Annotated in this window: 16 protein-coding genes and 1 riboswitch; of the genes, 8 read left to right on the top strand and 8 right to left on the bottom strand. The window is 70.7% G+C overall.

All coding sequences use genetic code 11. The features are described from left to right. Nucleotides 1–52: 52 nt before the first annotated feature. Nucleotides 53–2,878: a bifunctional acetate--CoA ligase family protein/GNAT family N-acetyltransferase gene (locus ACN6LB_RS26935; protein ID WP_445028159.1), complete on the bottom strand. Its 2,826-nt coding sequence runs from the start codon at nt 2,876–2,878 to the stop codon at nt 53–55. Nucleotides 2,879–3,052: 174 nt separating this feature from the next. Here ACN6LB_RS26935 and ACN6LB_RS26930 point away from each other — a divergent pair, with 174 nt between their 5' ends. Beyond that, nucleotides 3,053–3,334, top strand: a complete 282-nt coding sequence (locus ACN6LB_RS26930; protein WP_356135995.1) for an HPr family phosphocarrier protein — start codon at nt 3,053–3,055, stop codon at nt 3,332–3,334. A 224-nt stretch (nt 3,335–3,558) separates the two neighbouring features. Here ACN6LB_RS26930 and ACN6LB_RS26925 read toward each other — a convergent pair whose 3' ends face one another. From ACN6LB_RS26925 to ACN6LB_RS26910, 4 genes are all read right to left on the bottom strand, one after another. After that, complete coding sequence (locus ACN6LB_RS26925) at nt 3,559–4,254, bottom strand: GntR family transcriptional regulator (protein WP_356135996.1); 696 nt, start codon at nt 4,252–4,254, stop codon at nt 3,559–3,561. A gap of 207 nt (nt 4,255–4,461) precedes the next feature. After that, on the bottom strand, nt 4,462–5,226 hold the full coding sequence (locus tag ACN6LB_RS26920) for a M23 family metallopeptidase (protein WP_445028158.1): 765 nt from the start codon (nt 5,224–5,226) through the stop codon (nt 4,462–4,464). Nucleotides 5,227–5,238: 12 nt separating this feature from the next. Next, nucleotides 5,239–5,399, bottom strand: a riboswitch (cyclic di-AMP (ydaO/yuaA leader). A gap of 246 nt (nt 5,400–5,645) precedes the next feature. Further along, nucleotides 5,646–7,034, bottom strand: coding sequence for a M16 family metallopeptidase (locus ACN6LB_RS26915; RefSeq protein WP_445028157.1), 1,389 nt, complete (start codon nt 7,032–7,034; stop codon nt 5,646–5,648). After that, nucleotides 7,031–8,377, bottom strand: coding sequence for a M16 family metallopeptidase (locus ACN6LB_RS26910; RefSeq protein WP_445028171.1), 1,347 nt, complete (start codon nt 8,375–8,377; stop codon nt 7,031–7,033). Before ACN6LB_RS26910 ends, ACN6LB_RS26915 begins: the two co-directional genes overlap by 4 nt. Nucleotides 8,378–8,674: 297 nt before the next feature. On the opposite strand from ACN6LB_RS26910, the gene ACN6LB_RS26905 reads away from it, so the two are divergent. Continuing rightward, complete coding sequence (locus ACN6LB_RS26905) at nt 8,675–11,134, top strand: DNA gyrase/topoisomerase IV subunit A (protein WP_356136002.1); 2,460 nt, start codon at nt 8,675–8,677, stop codon at nt 11,132–11,134. A gap of 13 nt (nt 11,135–11,147) precedes the next feature. Here the strand turns inward: ACN6LB_RS26905 and ACN6LB_RS26900 are convergent, their stop codons facing one another. Beyond that, nucleotides 11,148–12,239 (bottom strand): CobW family GTP-binding protein, encoded by a 1,092-nt coding sequence (locus ACN6LB_RS26900; RefSeq protein ID WP_445028156.1) that lies wholly within the window; start codon nt 12,237–12,239, stop codon nt 11,148–11,150. Nucleotides 12,240–12,590: 351 nt separating this feature from the next. Here ACN6LB_RS26900 and ACN6LB_RS26895 point away from each other — a divergent pair, with 351 nt between their 5' ends. Further along, entirely contained in the window at nt 12,591–13,136 is a 546-nt protein-coding gene (locus ACN6LB_RS26895; protein WP_445028155.1) for a DUF6082 family protein, read from the top strand. Between the two features lie 229 nt (nt 13,137–13,365). After that, entirely contained in the window at nt 13,366–13,602 is a 237-nt protein-coding gene (locus ACN6LB_RS26890; protein WP_445028154.1) for a hypothetical protein, read from the top strand. 188 nt (nt 13,603–13,790) lie between these two features. On the opposite strand, the gene ACN6LB_RS26885 is transcribed toward ACN6LB_RS26890, so the two are convergent. Continuing rightward, entirely contained in the window at nt 13,791–14,966 is a 1,176-nt protein-coding gene (locus ACN6LB_RS26885; RefSeq protein WP_445028153.1) for a citrate synthase/methylcitrate synthase, read from the bottom strand. 120 nt (nt 14,967–15,086) lie between these two features. Here ACN6LB_RS26885 and ACN6LB_RS26880 point away from each other — a divergent pair, with 120 nt between their 5' ends. The 4 genes from ACN6LB_RS26880 to ACN6LB_RS26865 all read left to right on the top strand — a co-directional run bounded on the left by ACN6LB_RS26880 (nt 15,087) and on the right by ACN6LB_RS26865 (nt 19,862). Continuing rightward, nucleotides 15,087–16,349 (top strand): citrate synthase, encoded by a 1,263-nt coding sequence (locus ACN6LB_RS26880; protein ID WP_445028152.1) that lies wholly within the window; start codon nt 15,087–15,089, stop codon nt 16,347–16,349. Between the two features lie 98 nt (nt 16,350–16,447). Continuing rightward, nucleotides 16,448–17,392: a sucrase ferredoxin gene (locus ACN6LB_RS26875; RefSeq protein WP_445028151.1), complete on the top strand. Its 945-nt coding sequence runs from the start codon at nt 16,448–16,450 to the stop codon at nt 17,390–17,392. Nucleotides 17,393–17,475: 83 nt separating this feature from the next. Beyond that, nucleotides 17,476–19,185 (top strand): sensor histidine kinase, encoded by a 1,710-nt coding sequence (locus ACN6LB_RS26870; RefSeq protein ID WP_445028150.1) that lies wholly within the window; start codon nt 17,476–17,478, stop codon nt 19,183–19,185. Beyond that, nucleotides 19,182–19,862, top strand: coding sequence for a response regulator (locus ACN6LB_RS26865; RefSeq protein ID WP_356136019.1), 681 nt, complete (start codon nt 19,182–19,184; stop codon nt 19,860–19,862). The genes ACN6LB_RS26870 and ACN6LB_RS26865 overlap by 4 nt, the downstream gene beginning before the upstream one ends. 104 nt (nt 19,863–19,966) lie before the next feature. Here the strand turns inward: ACN6LB_RS26865 and ACN6LB_RS26860 are convergent, their stop codons facing one another. Further along, on the bottom strand, nt 19,967–21,019 hold the full coding sequence (locus tag ACN6LB_RS26860) for an ABC transporter substrate-binding protein (RefSeq protein WP_356136021.1): 1,053 nt from the start codon (nt 21,017–21,019) through the stop codon (nt 19,967–19,969). Nucleotides 21,020–21,129 lie beyond the last annotated feature (110 nt).

The raw sequence follows: 21,129 nt of genomic DNA, 5'->3' as shown, positions 1-21,129 counted from the left end.
TACTGACTGCGAGGCACCGCTCGCGCTCTTGGGTGTGGACGGATCGGAAGGATCAGTAGGCCGGGAGCGTCCGCGGGCCGAGGTCGTCGCGGACGGGGGCGCGCGCCAGCCGGACGGTCGCGCCGAGGACGCTCAGGCCGTGCGGGGCGACGACGACTGGCTCCAGGGAGACGGCGACCACCTCGGGATGGTCGTCGACCAGCCGCGACACCCTCAGCATCAGCTCTTCGAGCGCGGCCGTGTCGACCGGCGCCGAGCCCCGCCAGCCGAAGAGGAGGGGCGCCGTCCGGATCGAACGGACGAGCGAGCTCGCGTCCCGGTCGGTGACCGGAACCAAGCGGTGCGCCGTGTCGCCGAGCAGCTCGGAGGCGGCCCCGGCGAGTCCGAAGGAGAGCACCGCTCCGGCCGCCGGGTCGATCACCGCGCGCACGACCGTGTCGACACCGCGCGGCGCCATCGCCTGCACGACCGGGCGCAGCTCCTCGGGCTTGCCGAAGAGGTCGGTCAATTCGGCGTACGCACGCCGCAGTTGCTCCTCGTCCGCCAGATCCAGACGTACGCCGCCCAGGTCGGCGCGGTGGCGCAGGTGCGGGGCGGTGGTCTTGAGGGCCACCGGGTAGCCGAGGGTGTGCGCGGCCGCGACGGCGTCGTCGGGGGTGGGTGCGGGCAGGGCACGGCGTACGTCGATGCCGTACCGCGCGAGCAGCTCGCCGGCGTCCTGCGGGCCGAGCGTCAGCCCCTGGCCGCGGGCGAGCAGCATGTCGATCTGCTCGGCGGTGCCCTTCTCGTCGATGTCCTCGAACTCGGGCACCTTGCCGGGCTCGGCGGCCTCGCGCCGCCACTGGGCGTACTTCACCGCTTCGGCGAGCGCGCGGACGGCACGCTCGGCGGCGGGGTAGGCGGGGATGAGGCGGGCTTCCTGCGGTGCGGCTTCCTCGGTGCGCAGGCGTTGCTCAAGGCGGAACGGGCGGGCACCGCTTGCGACGCCGAGTGCCGTTGCATCGGCCTGGGGTGCGGTGCTGGCAGCGGCGGAGAGTGCCTCCGCGAGTCCGCCGAGTTCCACGTGCACCACGAGCACGGGCTTCGCGGGGGCCGCGGCAGCGGCGGAACGGAGCGCTTCCGCGAGGGCCTCGTCGGCGACGGACGTCTCCCCCAGGGCGGGGATCGCGGTGACGACGACCGCGTCGCACGCGTCGTCGGCCAGCGCCCGCGACACCGCCGTGTGGAAGTCCTCTGCCGAGGCCGCCGTCGTCAGGTCCAGCGGCGGCAGCGGCCGCAGCCCCTGGGCGAGGCACGCGTCGTAGGTGAGCAGGCCCAGTGACTCGGAGTTCCCCAGGATCGCCACGCGGGGCCCGGCGGGGAGCGGCTGGCGGGCCAGCAGCAGACCGGCGTCGACGAGTTCGGTGATGGTGTCCACCCGGATGACCCCGGCCTGCCGCAGCAGTGCCGAGACCGTCGCGTGCGGAAGGCGCGTGGCCCGTACGGCATGTCCCTGAGGGGCTGCTCCCCCGTGCCGTGCCCCCTGGACCACGACCAGCGGTTTCGCCGCCGCCGTCCGCCGGGCGAGGCGGGTGAACTTGCGCGGGTTGCCGATGGATTCGAGGTACATCAGTGCGACGTCGGTGTTCGGGTCGTCGTACCAGTACTGGACGACGTCGTTGCCCGACACGTCCGCCCGGTTCCCCGAGGAGACGAAGGTCGACACACCGGTCACCCCGGTGACGCCGCCGCCGCGCCGGTGCAGCCGGGAGAGCAGTGCGATACCGATCGCGCCGGACTGTGCGAAGAGGCCGATCCGTCCGGGGCGCGGCATCTCGGGCGCGAGGGAGGCGTTGAGCCGCACATCGGGGGAGGTGTTGATGACGCCGAAGGCGTTGGGGCCGATGATGCGCATGCCGTACGTACGGGCCTGGCGCACGAGTTCGCGCTGGCGTGCGAGCCCGGCGGGGCCGCTCTCGGCGTATCCGGCGGAGACGACCACGAGCCCCTGGACGCCGTGCTCACCGCACTCCGCGACGATCTCCGGCACGAACGGGGCGGGAACGGCGACGACGGCGAGGTCGACGGGCTCGGGGATGTCCCTGACGGTGCGGTACGCGGGGACGCCGTCGAGTTCCTTGTCCTGCAGGGCCTTGTTCACGGCGTACAGGCGGCCGGTGAAGCCGGCGTCCTTGAGGTTGCCGAGGACGCTGCGCCCCACCCCACCGGGCGTACGGCCCGCACCGATGACGGCGACCGAGCCGGGCGCGAGCAGCCGCTGCACGGACCGCGCCTCGGCACGCTGCTCCCGCGCGCGCTGCACGGCGAGCGACCGGTCGGTGGGCTCCAGGTCGAACTCCAGGCGGACGACGCCGTCCTCGAAGCTGCGCTTCTGCGTGTACCCGGCGTCCGTGAACACCTTGATCATCTTGTTGTTGGCGGGCAGCACCTCGGCGGCGAAGCGCCGGATCCCACGTTCGCGCGCGACGGCCGCCACGTGTTCGAGCAGGGCCGAGGCGACACCACGGCCCTGGTGCGCGTCCTGCACGAGGAAGGCGACCTCGGCCTCGTCGGCGGGCGAGGAGGCGGGCATGCCATCGGCGTCAATACGGTCGTAGCGTACGGTGGCGATGAACTCGCCGCCCACCGTGGCCGCGAGACCCACCCGGTCCACAAAGTCGTGGTGTGTGAAGCGGTGGACGTCCTTGGCGGACAGTCGTGGGTACGGCGCGAAGAAGCGGTAGTACTTCGACTCGTCGGACACCTGCTCGTAGAAGCTGACCAGGCGCTCGGCGTCGTCGACGGTGATGGGCCTGATGCGTGCGGTGCCGCCGTCGCGCAGCACCACGTCGGCCTCCCAGTGGGCGGGATACTCGTGCCGGTCCGACGAGGTCTGCATGGGCCCCAGAGTACGGCTCGCGTCCGACAACAGCGCGGGGCAGGCTATGGGGCAGCATGAGCGGCCGAAGGACGCAAGCCGGTCGGCGCCGGAATCCAGGGGCCGCTCCGGGCACGCTTCACCGTATGGGACAATGGTCTAGACAACCCTGAGACACCTGAAGGGCAGCATCACATGGCTGAGCGCCGCGTCAACGTCGGCTGGGCCGAGGGCCTCCATGCCCGCCCCGCCTCCATCTTCGTCCGGGCGACCACCGCTTCCGGGGTCCCCGTGACGATCGCCAAGGCCGACGGCAACCCCGTCAACGCGGCCTCCATGCTCGCGGTCCTCGGCCTGGGCGCCCAGGGCGGCGAGGAGATCGTCCTCGCGTCGGACGCCGAGGGCGCGGACGCCGCCCTCGACCGTCTGGCGAAGCTGGTCGCCGAGGGGCTCGAGGAGCTTCCCGAGACCGTCTGAGCGAATCGGACACCGTACGACGCGGCCGCGTCACCCCTTCCGGGTGGCGCGGCTTCGTCGTTTTTCAGGCACGGCGATACGCCCGCACGACGGAATATCCGGCACCATCCCGCGCGCACATCCCGCAGTGCGGAAATAGCGCGCACGGAATTCCGGGCGCGCTGGAATAAGGGCAGCGGAAATAGCTCACTGCCGAATATCCCTCTTTGTATACGGCGCTCCTGTTAATGACGCAGACCGGTCATGTTTACGGGAGGTTGCGAAGTCCTCACACGGTCCGGGCGATCTCCCGCACCGGGAAAGCGGAGCCGGTGCACGGCCGTGGCGCGTTCCGTGTGCAGCGCCGTGATCGTCCGGGCGCGCTCGCTGTCGCCGCGCGCCACGGCGTCCACGATGGCGCCGTGCTCGGCCCAGGAGTCCGCGGGGGAGGCCTGCGCCTCGACCGCGTACATCCAGGCGATCTTGTGCCGAAGCTGGGCCAGCGTGGAGGTCAGCGCGGGGCTTCCGGAGGCCTGCGCGAGCGTCTCGTGGAACCAGCCCCCCAGGGAGCGCAGATCCTCGCTGTGCCCCCTCCTTGCCCGCTCCTGGCCCAGCCTGACCAGGCCTCGCAGCACCTTGAGGTGGGCCTCGGTGCGCCGCTGCGCGGCCCGGGCGGCACCGAGCGGCTCAAGGAGCATGCGCATCTCCAGCAGGTCGGAGGCCTCCTGCTCGGTGGGCTCCGCGACGCACGCGCCCGCATGCCGACGGGTGACGACGAACCCCTCGGCCTCCAGGGTGCGCAGGGCCTCGCGGACGGGAACACGCGAGACTCCGTAGCGACGCGCAAGGAGTTCCTCGGTGAGCCGGCCGCCTCGCTCGTAGACACCCGCGACGATGTCGTCACGGATCGCCGTGCATACCGAGTGCGCCGGAATACGCATGACCGGACCTCCGCTTTAATCCCCGCGAAACGCCATCCATTGACGCTTGTTCAGTGACTCTATTGCAGACGGCGGGAATTTCCGACGGGAGCCCGGAATCCATGGATATTTTTTGGACAGACGGCCGTTCGAAGCGACGAAGCCCCGGCTCGGTGAGCCGGGGCTTCGGAAGCGGTGCGAAGTGCGGAGAAGCGGTGAAGCGGGTCGTCAGACGTTCACGCCGTGCGAGCGGAGGTAGGCGACGGGGTCGATGTCCGAGCCGTACTCCGGGGTCGTGCGGGCCTCGAAGTGGAGGTGCGGTCCGGTGGTGTTGCCGGTGGAACCCGAGAGGCCTATCTGTGCGCCCGGGGTGACCGTCTGGCCCACGGAGACACCGATGGACGACAGGTGGCCGTACTGGGTGTACGTGCCGTCGTTCATCTTGATGACCACGTTGTTGCCGTAGGCGCCGCCCCAGCCGGCCTCGACGACGGTGCCGGAGCCGACGGCGTGGACGGACGTGCCGGACGCGGCGTGGAAGTCGACGCCCGTGTGGCTGCCGGAGGACCACAGGCTGCCACCGGTCTTGTAGCCGGTCGAGACGTACGAGCCGCTGATCGGCAGGACGAAGGTGTTCAGGCGCTTGCGCTCGGCGGCCCGGGCGGCGCGGGCCTTGGCCACGCGCTCCTCCTCGGCCTTCTCGGCGGCACGCTTCTTCGCGGCCTCCTGGGCCTTCTTCAGCGCGGCCGCCTCGTCGGCGGCGTGCTGCTGGGCCGCGGCCTGTGCGTCGATCTGGTCGGCGAGCGAGTCGCCGATGGTGATGGCCTTTGTCAGTCCCGTGTCCTCGACGGAGGTCTCCGCGGCGAAGGCAGGGGCGGCCAGGGTGCCGATGACACCGGTGGTGGTGAGTGCGGCGACGCCCACGGCATGCGTGGTCGTGCGCTTCACACGGCTCGGGCGACGGTGCTTCCCGGTGGCGCGGGTGAACGCCATGAAGTGGCTGGTCCTTTCCTTCCTTCTCGCCTACCGGGTTAGCTGACGGGTTCGGAGCAGGAAGGTCTCCTACGGACCCCCTTCGGGAAGGGCGTCCGATTCACCCCAGGGACTACGTATGGGTCCCCGGCTCCCCTGGCTCGCGCCGTACGGGGACTCGGCGATGACTGTCCGGTGCCGCGGACGCGGCGCACTGCCTGACGAACAGCCGGACCGACGCTAAAGGGGGCGTCTTTCAATCGACAAACGGATCACGCCTTTTGTAGCGCATGCCACAGGGCAGACAGGCAACCTCCCCATCAACTCCCCATCAATACTGACAATGGGGGCTCGGGCGACGCTTTCGCCGCCCGAGCCCCCAAAGGGTCACGCCGTTATGCCCTGTTCCCTCCCGCTTCCGACACTGCGGGATGCGGCCCCTACTCCGCGGGTACGACGCTCACTTCGCCGATGCCGAGGGCCTTGACGGGCTCCTTGATCTGCGCGGCGTCCCCGACCAGGACGGTCACCAGGCGGTCCACCGGGAAGGCGTTCACGGCGGCCGCGGTGGCCTCCACGGTGCCCGTCGCGGCGAGCTGCTGGTACAGCGTGGCCTGGAAGTCGTCCGGCAGGAACTGCTCGACCTGGTCGGCGAGCGTGCCCGCGACCGCCGCCGCGGTCTCGAACTTGAGGGGCGCGACGCCCACCAGGTTCTGCACGGCGACGTCCCGCTCGGCATCCGTCAGGCCTTCGGCCGCGAGGGTGCGCAGCACCTTCCAGAGGTCGTCGAGCGCGGGACCGGTGTTGGGCGTGTCGACGGAGCCGCTGATGGCCAGCATCGCGGCGCCCGTGCCGTCGGCTGCGGAGCGCAGCACCTGACCGAACGCCCGTACACCGTAGGTGTATCCCTTTTCCTCCCGCAGGACGCGGTCCAGTCGGGAGGTGAGGGTGCCACCGAGGCAGTACGTGCCGAGTACCTGGGCGGGCCAGACGCGATCGTGCCTGTCGGCGCCGATGCGTCCGATCAGCAGCTGCGTCTGGACGGCACCCGGGCGGTCCACGATGATCACGCGGCCCGTGTCGTCGGCGGTCACCGGCGGTACGGGACGCGGCTCGGCGGACGAGCCGGTCCAGGAGCCGAGGGTTTCCGCGAGCAGCGCGTCGAGGTCCGTGCCCGTGAGGTCGCCGACGACCACGGCGGTGGCCGTGGCGGGGCGCACGTGCTTCTCGTAGAAGGCGCGTACGGCCGCCGAGTCGATGCTCTGGACGGTCTCCTCGGTGCCCTGGCGCGGGCGTGACATGCGTGCGGTCGCCGGGAACAGCTCCTTGGAGAGTTCCCTGGCGGCGCGGCGGGCCGGGTTGGCGGTCTCGTGCGGGATCTCGTCGAGCCGGTTGCGCACCAGCCGCTCGATCTCGCTGTCGGCGAACGCCGGTGCCCTGAGTGCGTCGGCGACCAGCCCGAGGGCCTTCGGGAGGCGCGAGACGGGGACTTCGAGCGACAGGCGTACGCCGGGGTGGTCCGCGTGCGCGTCGAGCGTGGCGCCGCAGCGCTCCAGCTCGGCGGCGAACTCCTCGGCGGAGTACTTGTCGGTTCCCTCGGAGAAGGCGCGCGCCATGATCGTGGCGACGCCGTCGAGGCCCGCCGGCTCGGCGTCCAGCGGCGCGTCGAGGATCACCTCGACGGCGACGACCTGCTGACCGGGGCGGTGGCAGCGCAGCACGGTCAGACCGTTGCCGAGCGTGCCGCGCTCGGGGGCGGGGAAGGCCCAGGGCTTGGGCTCGCCGGCCTGCGGCTGGGGGTGGAAGTCCATCGTGGCGAGCTCGGTCACTTCGCCGCCTCCTCGTCGGTGTCTTCAGCGGCGTCGGTGTCCTCGGCGACGAGCGGCTCGTAGACGAGCACCGCGCGGTTGTCCGGGCGCAGGCGCGCCTTGGCGGCCTCCTGGACCTCCTCGGCGGTGACGTCGAGAACGCGCTGTACGGCGGTCAGGGCGAGCTGCGGGTCGCCGAACAGGACGGCGTACCGGCACAGTTCGTCGGCGCGGCCCGCGACCGTACCGAGCCGGTCCAGCCACTCGCGCTCCAACTGGGCCTGGGCGCGCTCCATTTCCTCGGCCGTGGGGCCCTCCTCGGCGAACCGGGCGAGCTCCTCGTCGACGGCGGCCTCGATGACCGGGACCTCCACGTCGCCGGACGTCTTCACGTCGAGCCATCCCAGGGAGGGCGCTCCGGCCAGGCGCAGCAGCCCGAAACCGGCGGCGACGGCGGTGCGGTCACGGCGTACGAGCCGGTTGTACAGGCGGGAGGACTCGCCGCCGCCGAGCACGGTCAGCGCCAGGTCGGCCGCGTCGCACGCGCGCGTGCCGTCCTCCGGGAGCCGGTAGGCGGCCATCAGGGCGCGCGCCGGGACCTCTTCCACGACGACCTCGCGCAGCTGCTCGCCGATGGTGTCCGGCAGGGCTCCGGTGCGCGGGGCGGGCTTGCCGTCGTGCCCGGGGATCGAGCCGAAGTACCTCTCGACCCAGGCGAGCGTCTGCTCGGGGTCGATGTCGCCGACGACCGACAGCACGGCGTTGTTGGGCGCGTAGTAGGTGCGGAAGAAGGCGCGGGCGTCCTCCAGGGTGGCCGCGTCCAGGTCCGCCATCGACCCGATCGGGGTGTGGTGGTAGGGGTGGCCCTCCGGGTAGGCGAGCCCGGTCAGCTTCTCGAACGCCGTCCCGTAGGGGACGTTGTCGTAGCGCTGACGGCGCTCGTTCTTGACGACGTCCCGCTGGTTCTCCATGGACTCGTCGTCGAGCGCGGCGAGCAGCGAACCCATGCGGTCGGCCTCCAGCCAGAGCGCGAGCTCCAGCTGGTGGGTGGGCATGGTCTCGAAGTAGTTCGTGCGCTCGAAGCTCGTCGTGCCGTTCAGCGAACCGCCCGCGCCCTGGACGAGTTCGAAGTGACCGTTGCCGTGCACCTGCTTCGAGCCCTGGAACATCAGGTGCTCGAAGAGGTGGGCCAGGCCGGTCAGGCCCTTGACCTCGTGACGGGAGCCGACGTCGTACCAGAGGCACACCGCAGCGACCGGGGTCAGGTGGTCCTCGGAGAGCACCACGCGCAGGCCATTGGCCAGACGGTGCTCGGTCGCTGTCAGGCCGCCGGAGCCTGCCTCAGCTGTGGCCGTGTGACCCATGGGCATGTACGTCCCTTCGATCGCGGAAAACTGCAGAATCCCTGCCGGTCCTGCCACTGTATGCAAGCGTGCGGACCCCTGGCGAAGTTCCCGCCCCGCGTACGCCCACAGCGAGACTCGCGTCCGGACGGAGCGGGTTCCCGTTCGCTCACGGCTTGGCTCGGAGCGAGCCGAAACGTGCTCCGCGGGGCCCGAACGGACGGGTCGCGGTCGGCGTTGTCAGTGGCGCGGTCCACAATGGTCCGCGTCAGATCCCGTTCATGCCCCGGCAGAGACTGTGAAGGAGCCGCAGCAGCGATGGCCCGCCGCAGCACGAAGACCCCGCCGCCCGACGACTCGTACGAGGAGAAGATCCTCGACATCGACGTCGTGGACGAGATGCAGGGCTCCTTCCTCGAATACGCGTACTCGGTCATCTACTCGCGAGCCCTGCCGGACGCCCGCGACGGGCTCAAGCCCGTCCACCGCCGCATCGTCTACCAGATGAACGAGATGGGCCTGCGCCCCGACCGCGGCTATGTGAAGTGCGCCCGCGTCGTCGGCGAGGTCATGGGTAAGCTCCACCCGCACGGCGACGCGTCGATCTACGACGCGCTGGTGCGCCTGGCCCAGCCCTTCTCGATGCGCCTGCCACTGGTCGACGGCCACGGCAACTTCGGCTCGCTCGGCAACGACGACCCGCCGGCCGCCATGCGGTACACCGAGGCCCGGATGGCCGACGCGACGTCCCTGATGACCGAGTCCATCGACGAGGACACGGTCGACTTCTCGCCCAACTACGACGGCCAGGAACAGGAGCCGGTGGCCCTGCCGGCCGCGTTCCCGAACCTCCTGGTGAACGGCTCGTCGGGCATCGCCGTCGGCATGGCCACGAACATGCCGCCGCACAACCTCGGCGAGGTCATCGCCGCCGCCCGGCACCTGATCCGCTACCCGAACGCGGACCTGGAAACGCTGATGCGGCACGTCCCGGGCCCCGACCTGCCCACGGGCGGCCGGATCGTCGGCCTCTCCGGAATCCGCGACGCGTACGAGACGGGCCGCGGCACCTTCAAGATCCGCGCCACCGTGTCGGTGGACAACGTGACGGCGCGCCGCAAGGGCCTGATCGTCACCGAACTGCCCTTCTCCGTCGGCCCGGAGAAGGTGATCGCCAAGATCAAGGACCTGGTCGGGGCGAAGAAGCTGCAGGGCATCGCCGACGTCAAGGACCTCACGGACCGCGAGCACGGCCTGCGCCTGGTCATCGAGATCAAGAACGGCTTCGTGCCGGAAGCAGTCCTGGAACAGCTCTACAAGCTGACGCCGATGGAGGAGTCCTTCGGCATCAACAACGTGGCGCTGGTCGACGGCCAGCCGCTCACGCTGGGCCTCAGGGAGCTCCTGGAGGTCTATCTCGACCACCGCTTCGAGGTCGTACGGCGGCGGTCGGAGTTCCGGCGCGGCAAGAAGCGCGACCGGCTGCACCTGGTCGAGGGCCTCCTGGTCGCCCTGCTGGACATCGACGAGGTGATCCGCCTCATCCGCTCCAGCGACAACTCGGCGCAGGCGAAGGAACGTCTGATCGAGCACTTCTCGCTGAGCGAGATCCAGACGCAGTACATCCTGGACACGCCGCTGCGCCGCCTGACCAGGTTCGACCGCATCGAGCTGGAGTCCGAGCGCGACCGGCTCAACGGCGAGATCGACGAGCTGACCGGCATCCTCGATTCCGACTCCGAGCTGCGCAAGCTGGTCTCCAACGAACTGGCCGCGGTCGCCAAGAAGTTCGGCACGGACCGGCGCACGGTGCTCCTGGAGTCCGCGGGCACACCCGTGACGTCCGTTCCGCTTCAGGTGGCGGACGACCCGTGCCGGGTGCTCCTGTCGTCGACGGCGCTGCTGGCGCGTACGGCCAACGGCGACCCCTTCGGGGAGGACGAGGACGCCAAGCGCACCAAGCACGACCTGATCGTCTCCGCGGTGCCTGCGACGGCCCGCGGCGAGATCGGCGCCGTCACCTCCACGGGCCGCCTGCTGCGCCTCAACGTCATCGACCTGCCGCAGCTGCCGGAGACGGCCTCGGCGCCCAACCTCTCCGGGGGCGCGCCGATTTCGGAGTTCCTGTCCTCCTTGGAGGCGGACGAGACGGTGGTCTGTCTGACGACGCTCGACGAGTCCTCGCCGGGTCTGGCGCTGGGCACCGAGCAGGGCGTCGTCAAGCGCGTGGTCCCCGACTACCCCTCGAACAGGGAGGAGTTGGAGGTCATCACCCTCAAGGACGGCGACCGGATCGTCGGCGCGGTCGAGCTGCGCACCGGCGAGGAGGATCTCGTCTTCATCACCGATGACGCCCAGCTGCTGCGCTACCAGGCCTCTCAGGTGCGCCCGCAGGGCCGCCCGGCCGGTGGCATGGCGGGCATCAAGCTCACCGACGGCGCCAAGGTGATCTCCTTCACGGCGGTCGACCCCGCGGTGGAGGCGGTGGTGTTCACGGTGGCGGGCTCGCGCGGCACGCTGGACGACTCGGTCCAGACGACGGCCAAGCTCACCCCGTTCGACCAGTACCCCCGCAAGGGCCGTGCCACCGGCGGTGTGCGCTGCCAGCGGTTCCTGAAGGGCGAGGACTGTCTGTCGCTGGGCTGGGCCGGTCCCGTGCCGGCGCGGGCCGCGCAGCGCAACGGCACACCGGCCGAGCTGCCCGAGATGGACCCGCGTCGCGACGGCTCGGGCGTGTCCCTGGCGAAGACGGTGGCGGTGGTGGCCGGGCCGCTGTAGCCCCGGCCGCCCGTCAGGCTTCCGGCTCGGGCTCCGCCGCGTGCTCCTGCACATAGCGCAGGACGCCCCACATGCTGTGCTCGTCGGCGTGTGGGGCGTCGTCCTTGCACGCCTCCAGCTCCTTGCCGAGAGCGGTGGTGTCGATGCCGGACCCGATGAGGACGAGCTGCGTGAGCCGCTCCTCGTCGGCGCCCCAGGGCTCCGGGTAGAAGCGCAGGAACCGTCCGACGGCATGCACGGCGTACCGGTTGCCGCGGTCGTGGGCGCCGAAGTCGACGTACCCCTTGATCCGGTAGAGCCCCTCCGGCCTGCTGTCGAGGAAGTCCATCAACCGCCGCGGGGCGAGGGAGGCTTCGGAGGTGAAGGAGAGGGATTCGTAGGCGGAGTGCAGGTGGCCGTGGTGGGTGTGGTGGCCCTGGTCATCGCTCGCCTCGTGCCGGTGCAGGTCGTCGAAGGACAACTGCCCGACGCGCTCCTCGCTCGGCCTGCAGTCGAACAGGAGCTCGGGGTCGATGCGGCCGTAGGCGGCGGGCACGACAGCGGCACGGTCGACGAGATCGCGGACCACGCGAAGCACGCGCTCACCGTCGGCCGCCCGGTCGGCCTTGTTGACGACGACGAGGTCGGCCAGGCCCAGGTGCCGGTCGATCTCCGGATGCTTCTCGCGCGTGGCGTCGAACTCGGCCGCGTCGACGACCTCGACGAGACCTCCGTACACGATCCGCGGGTTCTCACTGGCCAGCACCATGCGCACCAGCTCCTGCGGCTCCGCCAGCCCGCTGGCCTCGATGACGATGACGTCCATGCCGGCGGAGGGGTGGGCCAGCCGCTCCAGATAGACGTCGAGCTCACTCGCGTCGACGGCGCAGCACAGGCATCCGTTGCCGAGCGAGACGGTGGAGTCCCCCAGCGCGCCCGCCACCGCCATGGCGTCGATCTCGATGGCCCCGAAGTCGTTGACGACGGCCCCGATCCTGCTGCCTCCGCTGCGGTGCAGCAGATGGTTGAGCAGGGTGGTCTTGCCGGAGCCCAGGAATCCGGCAAGGACGACGACCGGGATCTGCTGCGGACCGGACCGACCGGGCGCACCGGGCTGACTACTCAACGAGCGACCTCTTTCCCACCGACGCGTACACCGGCTCGTGACCGGTTCGTGCACGAGGGCGGCGCAGGGACCGGCGCTCGTACGAGGAATGAATGCCGACCCAGGATACGAGCGGAAACGAACGCAGCTAAGTGAACGATTGTTAGCGGCGCTCGCGGGGCACACGTACGGCATGGCGCCGGGAAACGCGACCCGCACTTCCCTCCGTGCGCCTCCTCTCCGCCTCCCTGCCGATCAGAGCCGCTCGGCAAGACTGGGAGGCGGCAAGCGCGCCGCCCACCGCTCGCCGGTCCGCTCCCTGTCGCCCCGCACCCGACGACCGGCGGACGGTCGCCTGATTCGGGGGTTGACATGGTCACACGGAACTTTGGAGTACGGGGGTGGGGTTCCGCGGCCACCGCGGGCCTCGCCTTCGCCGCGGGGGCGCTTGCGGCGCTGGCCGCCCAGCAACTCCGCTACGAGGAACGACGTCTGCGCGCCGAGCGGAGCGACAGCCGACAGGCGATGCTCACGGAGCAGCAACGCATGCAGTTCTACCTTCTGAGCAAGGCCATGGACGACCCCGACCTGGCCTCCGTCTACAGCACCGTTCAGGTGGAGTCCCCCACCCAGCGGCGGCAGTACCTGTTCGCGCACGCGATGTACACCAACGCGCTGCTCGCCTACCGCGTCGGGGTCGTCAACTGGGAGGAGCTGCACGGGCATCTCCGCGTCATCTGCCGCAACGACCTCTTTCGCGACTACTGGCACGCCCATCATGAGCATCGCGCCAGCCTGGAGGACGCCTCCCAAGAAGCTCGCGTCGGCCGAATGGTGGACGGACTCATCCACGACCTGGACGAGGCCGACACCGACGAATGGTGGGTGGTCGGTGAACCACCCTCCGAGGAGGAGTAGTTGAGCCGACCGGGCCGTAGTTCCGGGCGGCCGACGACGGCGAGCCGTCCCAACCGTCGGCCTTTGCCCATTGCAACACCATGCGTAACAGCGAGCCTGTCACGATCGGTAACAGACTGCCGATAACCTGTCCCCTGCCCTCTCGGGCTCCACCTTTCTGACCCCGCCCTCGGTCTTTCGGACACGAGGACGCCGGGGTCTTCCACGTCTAGACACGAGGACAGGGAACTTGAAGATCGTGCGTCGCATCGGTGCGTCCCCACGTGAAAGAGGCAGTCTGTCCGGCGACACCTGCCCGGACATCTTCGAGCTCAGCGACGGCAACTTCGCCGTGATCGGCAGCGACGCAACAGCTGCGCTCGACAGCGAGCTTCCTGCCGATGCGGCGCGCGCAGACTATGAACGCATCGTCATCATCAGCCGCGAGACTCTCATCCGGGCCAAGGCCGATATCCCTGACGTCTGAGTGACACGTCGACCTCTGATCCGCCAGAACCGTAGACAAGCCGAGGGGCGATAGACCTCAGCGCCACGCGGCACAACCTCCGGACCTCCACCCACCACAGGAGCCGGAGCCGACTCGACAGGTCGACCAGGCCGACACCGAGTGCACTTCCGGGTCCGACACCAGACCGGTGCCGGACCTCACGCATGTCAGGCCACCCGCGGCACCGCCACCGGCGGAACCGGTCCCACATACCGTGCCGCCGGGCGGATGATCTTCGAGTCCTCCGCCTGTTCCAGGATGTTGGCGCTCCAGCCGACGACGCGGGCGGCGGCGAAGGTGGGGGTGAACATCTCGCGCGGGAGGCCGCACAGCTCCATGACCACACCGGCGTAGAACTCCACGTTCGTGTGAAGCTCACGGCCGGGCTTGAGCTCGGCCAGGATGGCCTCGACCCGGCGTTCGACCTCGACGGCGAAGTCCACCAGGGGCCCGCCGAACTGCTGGGCGATACCGCGGAGCATGTGGGAGCGAGGGTCCTCGGTGCGGTAGACGGGGTGCCCGAAGCCCATGATGCGGTCACCGGCGAGGACGCGTTCGCGGATCCACGGGTCGATGCGGTCGGGGGTGCCGATCGCATCGAGCGTGTCCAGGGCCCGGCTCGGCGCGCCGCCGTGGAGCGGGCCCGAGAGGGCTCCTACCGCTCCCACGAGACAGGCCGCCACATCCGCCCCCGTGGACGCGATCACCCGCGCCGTGAAGGTTGACGCATTGAATCCGTGGTCAATGGTTGAGATGAGGTACTGCTCGACGGCCCTCGCCCGATCAACGTCCGGCTCCGAACCCGTCAGCATGTAGAGGTAGTTCGCCGCGTACGAGAGGTCGTCACGCGGCTCGACCGGATCAAGACCCCGCCCGAGTCGGTACAGCGCGGTGAGCAGTGTAGGTACGGCCGCGGCCGCGGCGAGGGTGTCCGCGCGCCGCCGCTCGGCGTCGAGGTCGTACACCGGCCGGAACCCCAGGCACCCGCCGAGCAGTGACAACGCCGTGCGCAGACCGGCCAGTGGACCCGATTTCCCACTCGCCTCCGCGATCGCGGGCAGCGCCGCGGCCACCTCGTCGGGCAGCCGGCGCAGCGCCACGGTTTCCGCGACGAAGGCCGCATGCCCTGCCGCGTCCGGCAGTTCGCCGTGGATCATCAGGTGCCAGACATCCTCGAACCCGCGGGTCTGCGCGAGTTCCACGGCCGAGTACTGGCGGTAGTGATAGAAGCCCTCCAGCCCCCTGACGTCACCCAGTCGGGTGTCGGTGACGACGACGCCCGCGAGTCCTCGCGGCACGTCGACCGGAGTGAAAGGCGCTGCGGCTGCCCGGTTGATCGGCATGTTTCCTCCCTGGACTTGATTCGACTGTCCATGCTTGACTGAGGTTCTGTCAATATTGATTGAATCAATATATTGCTGGACCGACCGGACCGGCTGTGCAAACGGAATACGGTGACACCCATGAGGGATCAAGATCCGGCAGCAGCCCCGGGGCCCGAGGGCCGACGCCTGAGCACCAAGGAGACCGCCGACCTCCTCGGCGTGAAGCCCGAAACGGTGTACGCGTACGTGAGCCGCGGCCAGCTCGGCAGCCGACGCATGCCGGGCGGCCGCGGAAGCACCTTCGACGCCAAGGAGGTCGAGGCACTCTCCCGCCGCAACCGGAGAGAGAGCAGCGGCACTTCGACCGGCGGCGGTGACCTTTCGGTCCGCACGCGCATCACCCTGATCGACAAGGACCGGTACTACTTCCGTGGCGTCGACGCGGCCGAGCTGGCGGCCCGTCACTCCTACGAAGAGGTCGCCGAGTGGCTGTGGACCGGCCGGCTGCGCCCCGGCGTCGCCTTCACCGCCCCGGAGGCCTCCGTCGCCGTCGCCCGCCGCGCGGTCGACTCGCTGCCCGAGCACAGCGGCCCGACGGACCGGCTGCGCGTCGCGGCCATCGCCGCCGCGGCCGCCGACCCGCTGCGCTTCGACCTCTCCGAGGACGCGGTCCTCGGCACCGCGCGCACGCTCATCCCCACCCTCGTCGCCGCCCTCCCCCCGCTGCGGCACGTAACGCACGACGAGGGTGCGCTGGCCAACCGCCTGTGGACGCGGCTCAGCGGCCGGCCGGCCGACGAGGCGTCCCTGCGCGTACTGGACACGGCTCTCGCGCTGCTCGTCGACCACGACCTGGCCGCCTCGACCCTCGCGGTCCGGGTCGCGGCCTCGGCCCGGGCGCACCCCTACGCCGCCGTGTCGGCGGGCCTCGGCGTGCTCGAAGGCCCCTTGCACGGAGCGGCCAGCGGCCTCGCGCACCGGATGCTCCTCGACGTCCTGGACCAGGGCACGGCGGCCCCCGTCGTCGCGGACGAGCTGCGCGCCGGGCGCCGTATCCCCGGACTCGGCCACCGCCTCTACCCGGGCGAGGACCCCCGCGCGCGTGCCCTGTTCACCCTCCTGGAGGACATCCCGCACGCGGCGCCCGCCCTGGCCGCGGCCCGCGACATCGTGGCCACCACCGCCCGCCACACACCCCTGCATGCCAACGTCGACCTGGCCCTGGCCGTCCTCACGGCCTCCTCGGGCATGTCGGCCGCAGCGGGAGAGACGGTCTTCGCCATCGCCCGAACGGCGGGCTGGATCGCCCATACGCTGGAGGAATACGGGGAGCGCCCGCTGCGCATGCGCCCGAGTGGGCACTACGTGGGGGCGCGACCACCACAGCCAATGCCCCGGTAAGCAATCCACGCCCCGGTCGCGCATCGAGTGCGCCCCTGTGCGCCCCCCTCTGCGCGGCTGGAAGTCACCCCGACCCGAGTCAGGTTAGGCTCACCTGTGTGAGTACGTGCTCGACCGCGTCCCGGCATCTCGACGAGCCTCTTGCGGGGACGGCGGCCATCGCGAGGACATGGCTGCTGCTGGAGCAGCCCGGGCCCTGGGGTGCCAAGGCGCTCACTTCGAGCCACCTGGACCCCTCGGTCGGCCGCGCCCTCGAAGCGGCCGCCGAGGGCACCGGCGTACGGGTCGCGCTCATCCGCCGCCCCGGCCGGCATGCCGACTGCGGGACGCTCGAGGAGCGCCGGGTGTACGTGGCCCACACAAATCCCGGAAACGTGTGGCTGCACAGCGCCATGACCTGCGACCCGGAGCAACTGCGCGCTCTCGACTTCGCCGCGCTCGGCCAGGGCGATCCGCGCACCTTCGACACGGCGCTCGGGGGCGGGGCCCACACCGGCGACCCGCTCGCCCTCGTGTGCACCAACGGAAAACGCGACCGCTGCTGCGCGCTGCTCGGCCGGCCTCTCGCCGCCGAACTGGCCGCCTCCGGTGTGGAGGGCGTCTGGGAAGTCACCCATCTGGGCGGCCACCGCTTCTCGCCGACCGTGCTCGTCCTGCCGTACGGATACGCGTACGGCAGGGCGGAGGCCCACGCCGTCAAGGAGATCCTGCAGGGCGTCCGGGAGGGGCGTGTCGTGACCGAGGGCTGCCGCGGCGGGTCCGCCTGGGAGCGCCCCGGGCAGGCGGCCGAGCTGGCCGTGCGCAGGGCCTCGGGCGAGCACTCCGCGGATGTCCTGACCGTCGTCCGCACGGACGGCGCCGCGCCGCGCTGGGAGGTGACCGTCGCTCATGCCGACGGCCGCCTGTGGCGTGTGACCGTCGCGCAGGGCGCCTCACTGCCGCAGCGACCGGAGAGCTGCGGTTCCGTACTGGGTTCGCCCGCCCGCATGGACGTGGAGGCCCTGCGGGAGCTGCCTCGGGCGGAGATCCCTCTGCGCCGCTGAGCAGCGCCCCTGCATCCGGCGCCCGGGAGATCCACACCACACTTTCTTCGGCGTGGCCCGTCCGCACCCGTACCGTCATGGGTATGAGCCCCACTCCCCCCGCACGACGACTGCGCCTGGGTCTGCCGCGGCGGGTGTTCTCGCAGGTGCTGCTGATGCAGGTGGCGATCGCCGCCGGGGTCGCCGTACTCGCGACCGGGCTGTTCCTCGCGCCGCTGAGCAACCAGCTGGACGACCAGGCCATGCGCCGTGCGCTCGCGATCGCACAGACCACCTCGGCCCAGCCGCAGATCGCCGAGGATCTGCTGACGACGCTGCCGTCCGCGAACGGCCCCGTGCAGGCCGAGGCGGAGGACATCCGCAAGGCCACCGACGCCGAGTACATCGTGGTGATGAACATGCACGGCGTGCGCTGGTCGCACACCGACCCCACGGAGATCGGCGGGATCGTCTCGACCAGCCCCGAGCGCGCCCTCGCCGGCAAGGAGGTCATGGAGATCGACACCGGCACCCTGGGGCGCTCTGCCCGCGGGAAGGTGCCGCTGCGGGACGCCCATGGCGACATCATCGGCGCGGTCTCGGTCGGCATCGAGTACAACAGCGTGCGGGCCCGGCTGCTGCACGCGATCCCCGGCCTGCTCGCGTACGCCGGCGCCGCCCTCGCGATCGGAGCGCTGGCCGCCTATGTCATCTCCCGGCGGGTGCAGCGGCAGACCCGTGACCTCGCCTTCTCGGACATCTCGGCCCTTCTCGCGGAGCGCGAGGCGATGCTGCACGGCATCCGGGAGGGCGTCGTCGCCCTGGACCGCGCGGGCCGCGTGCGGCTGCTCAACGACGAGGCGCAGCGGTTGCTCGGCCTCGGCGCCGAGGCCATCGGACAGCCGCTCGACGACGCCCTCGGAGCGGGTCGTACGACCGATGTGCTGGCCGGCCGCGTCACCGGCACCGATCTGCTCACGGTGCGCGGGCAGCGCGTCCTGGTCGCCAACCGGATGCCCACCGACGACGGCGGGGCGGTGGCCACCCTGCGCGACCGCACCGAGCTGGAGCAGCTCGGCCGCGAGCTGGACTCCACCCGCGGTCTGATCGACGCGCTGCGCGCCCAGGACCACGAGCACGCCAACCGGATGCACACGCTCCTGGGGTTCCTCGAACTGGAGATGTACGACGACGCCGTGGACTTCGTCGGTGAAGTGGTGGGCGACCACAGGGCCACGGCGGAGCAGGTCACCGAGAAGATCCACGATCCCCTGCTCGCCGCCCTGCTGGTCGGGAAGGCCACCGTCGCGGCCGAGCGCGGCGTGGCGCTGTGGATCTCGGACACGACGCGGATGCCCGACCGGCTGATCGACCCGAGAGGCCTTGTCACCGTCGTCGGCAACCTGGTCGACAACGCGCTCGACGCCGTCGCAGGCACCCCCCACGCGCGCGTGGAGGTCGAGTTGCGCGCCGAGGGGCGTACCGCCGTGCTGCGGGTGCGGGACACCGGGCCCGGGGTTCCCGCGGAACAGCGGGAGTTGATCTTCACGGACGGCTGGTCCACCAAGAAGCCGCCGGCACACGGCAAGCGCGGTCTCGGACTTCCCCTGGTGCGCCGGCTCGCCGAGCGGCAGGGCGGCAGCGCGCGGGTGGCCGAAGCGGTCGGCGGGGGCGCGGAGTTCACCGTCGTACTGCCGGAGGCGCTCACGGAGCCCGGCCTCGCGCCGGAGACGGGTGTGCCGGAGTCGAGGGTGCCGGAGGCGGGCACTGCCATGGAGAGCGCGGGTACGGCCGTCAACGAGGAGTCGCGATGATCGAGGTCCTGGTCGTGGACGACGACACCCGGGTCGCACGGGTCAACGCCGCCTACGTCGAGAAGGTGCCGGGCTTCCATGTCGCGGGCGAGGCACACACCGCGGCCGAGGCGTTGCGTCTGCTGGAGTCGCTGCCCCACGTGGATCTCGTCCTCATGGACCACTACCTGCCGGACGAAACGGGCCTCGCCGTCGTCCAGGAGATGCGCAGGCGCGGCCACCAGACCGACGTGATCATGGTGACCGCGGCCCGGGACATCTCGACCGTCCAGGCGGCGATGCGGCACGGCGCGCTGCAGTACCTGGTCAAGCCGTTCGCCTTCGCCGGCCTGCGCGCCAAGCTGGCGGCGTACGCGGATCTGCGCCGCACCCTCGACGGCGGCGGCGAGGCCGAACAGGCCGAGGTGGACCGCATCTTCGGCGCCCTGTCCGCGGGTGCGGAGCCGGACCTGCCCAAGGGGCACTCCCCCAGCACCGTGGAGCTCGTGCGCCGCGCCCTGGTGGACGCCCAGGGGGCGCTGTCCGCCCAGGAGGTCGCCGAGCAGACAGGACTGAGCCGGCAGACCGCCCAGCGCTATCTGAAGCTCCTGGAGCGCACGGGGCGAGCCAGGCTCACGCTCAAATACGGCGACGCGGGCCGCCCGGAGCACCGCTACGTCTGGGCGACCCGCGCCTGAGGGCGCGGCCGGAAGGGGAAGACGGCCGCGCCCCGACCGTCGTACGGCTGTCAGGGGAGTCCAGCCGTACGCGGTGTCGGTCGGCCCGTGCCGGGGCGCTGCGCTCAGCCGGTGGCGTTCTTCACGAACTCCGTGGTGTACGTCTTGCTGAGGTCGACATCGGCGTTCTTGATGTTGGGGTTGAACGCCTTGAGGACCTTCTCGACGGTCTCGGGGCCGTCCTTGGGCATGACGCCGTCCCTGGTGAACATCGGCAGGGTGCTCTTGATCGCACCGGCGTAGATGATCTTGTTGCCCTGCGAGTAGTCGGCGGGCATCTTGGCCGCTATCTCGTACGCGCTGTGCGTGGACATCCACTTGAGGGTCTTCACGAAGGCGTTGGCCAACTTCTGGACCGTCTTCTTGTGGCCGTTCACCCAGTCCGTCTGCATGTAGAGGCTGGAGGAGGGGTACGGCCCGCCGAGCGCCGCCTGTGAGCCCTCCGGCGTCCGCATGTCGATGAGGACGTCACCCAGGCTCTTGTCCAGGACCGTGGCGACGGTCGGGTCCGTCGTCATGCCGCCGTCGATGGCGCCCTGCTGGAGGGCGGAGATGAACGTCGGCCCGGCGCCCACGGCGACCGGCGTGAACTCGCTGATCTTCACACCGTTCTTGACGGCTAGGTACTTGGTGAGGAAGTCGGTGGAGGAGCCGAGTCCGGTGATGCCCAGCTTCTTGCCCTTGAAGTCCTTGGGCGACTTGATGTCGTCCAGTCGCTTCTTGGAGATGACCTCGACCTCGCCGGGCGCATGCGAGAACTGCACGACGGACTCCACGTGCTTGCCCTTGGTCTGCAGGTCGAGCGTGTGGTCGTAGAAGCCGACCGCTCCTTGGACCTGGCCCGAGACGAGCGCGGTCTCGGCCTGCACACCGGCCGGCTCGCTGAGCAGTTGGACATCCAAACCCTCGTCGTTGAAGTAGCCGAGGCGCTGGGTGAGCATCGCCGGGAGGTAGATGACCTTGTCCAGGCCGCCGACCATGATCTTGACGTGCTCGCCCTTGCCGCTTCCTCCGGAGTCGGCCGTGGAACCCGCGGCGTCGTTGGCACAGGCGGTGAGCGAGGAGAGGGCGAGCAGACCGGCGGCTGCCAGGGCTGAGTATCTGGCGGTCTTGCGCATGGCGGTTCACGTCCTTGTGAGAGGGCAGTGCGGGAAGCTGGCGGGCGCCTTCGAAGAGGGCGCTGCGGGAAAGGGCACTTCTGGGAGGTGTCTTGGAACCGGTTCCTGAA

It is taken from the genome of Streptomyces sp. SAS_270, assembly GCF_052543295.1.
This window is presented reverse-complemented; position numbering and strand designations above follow the sequence as displayed.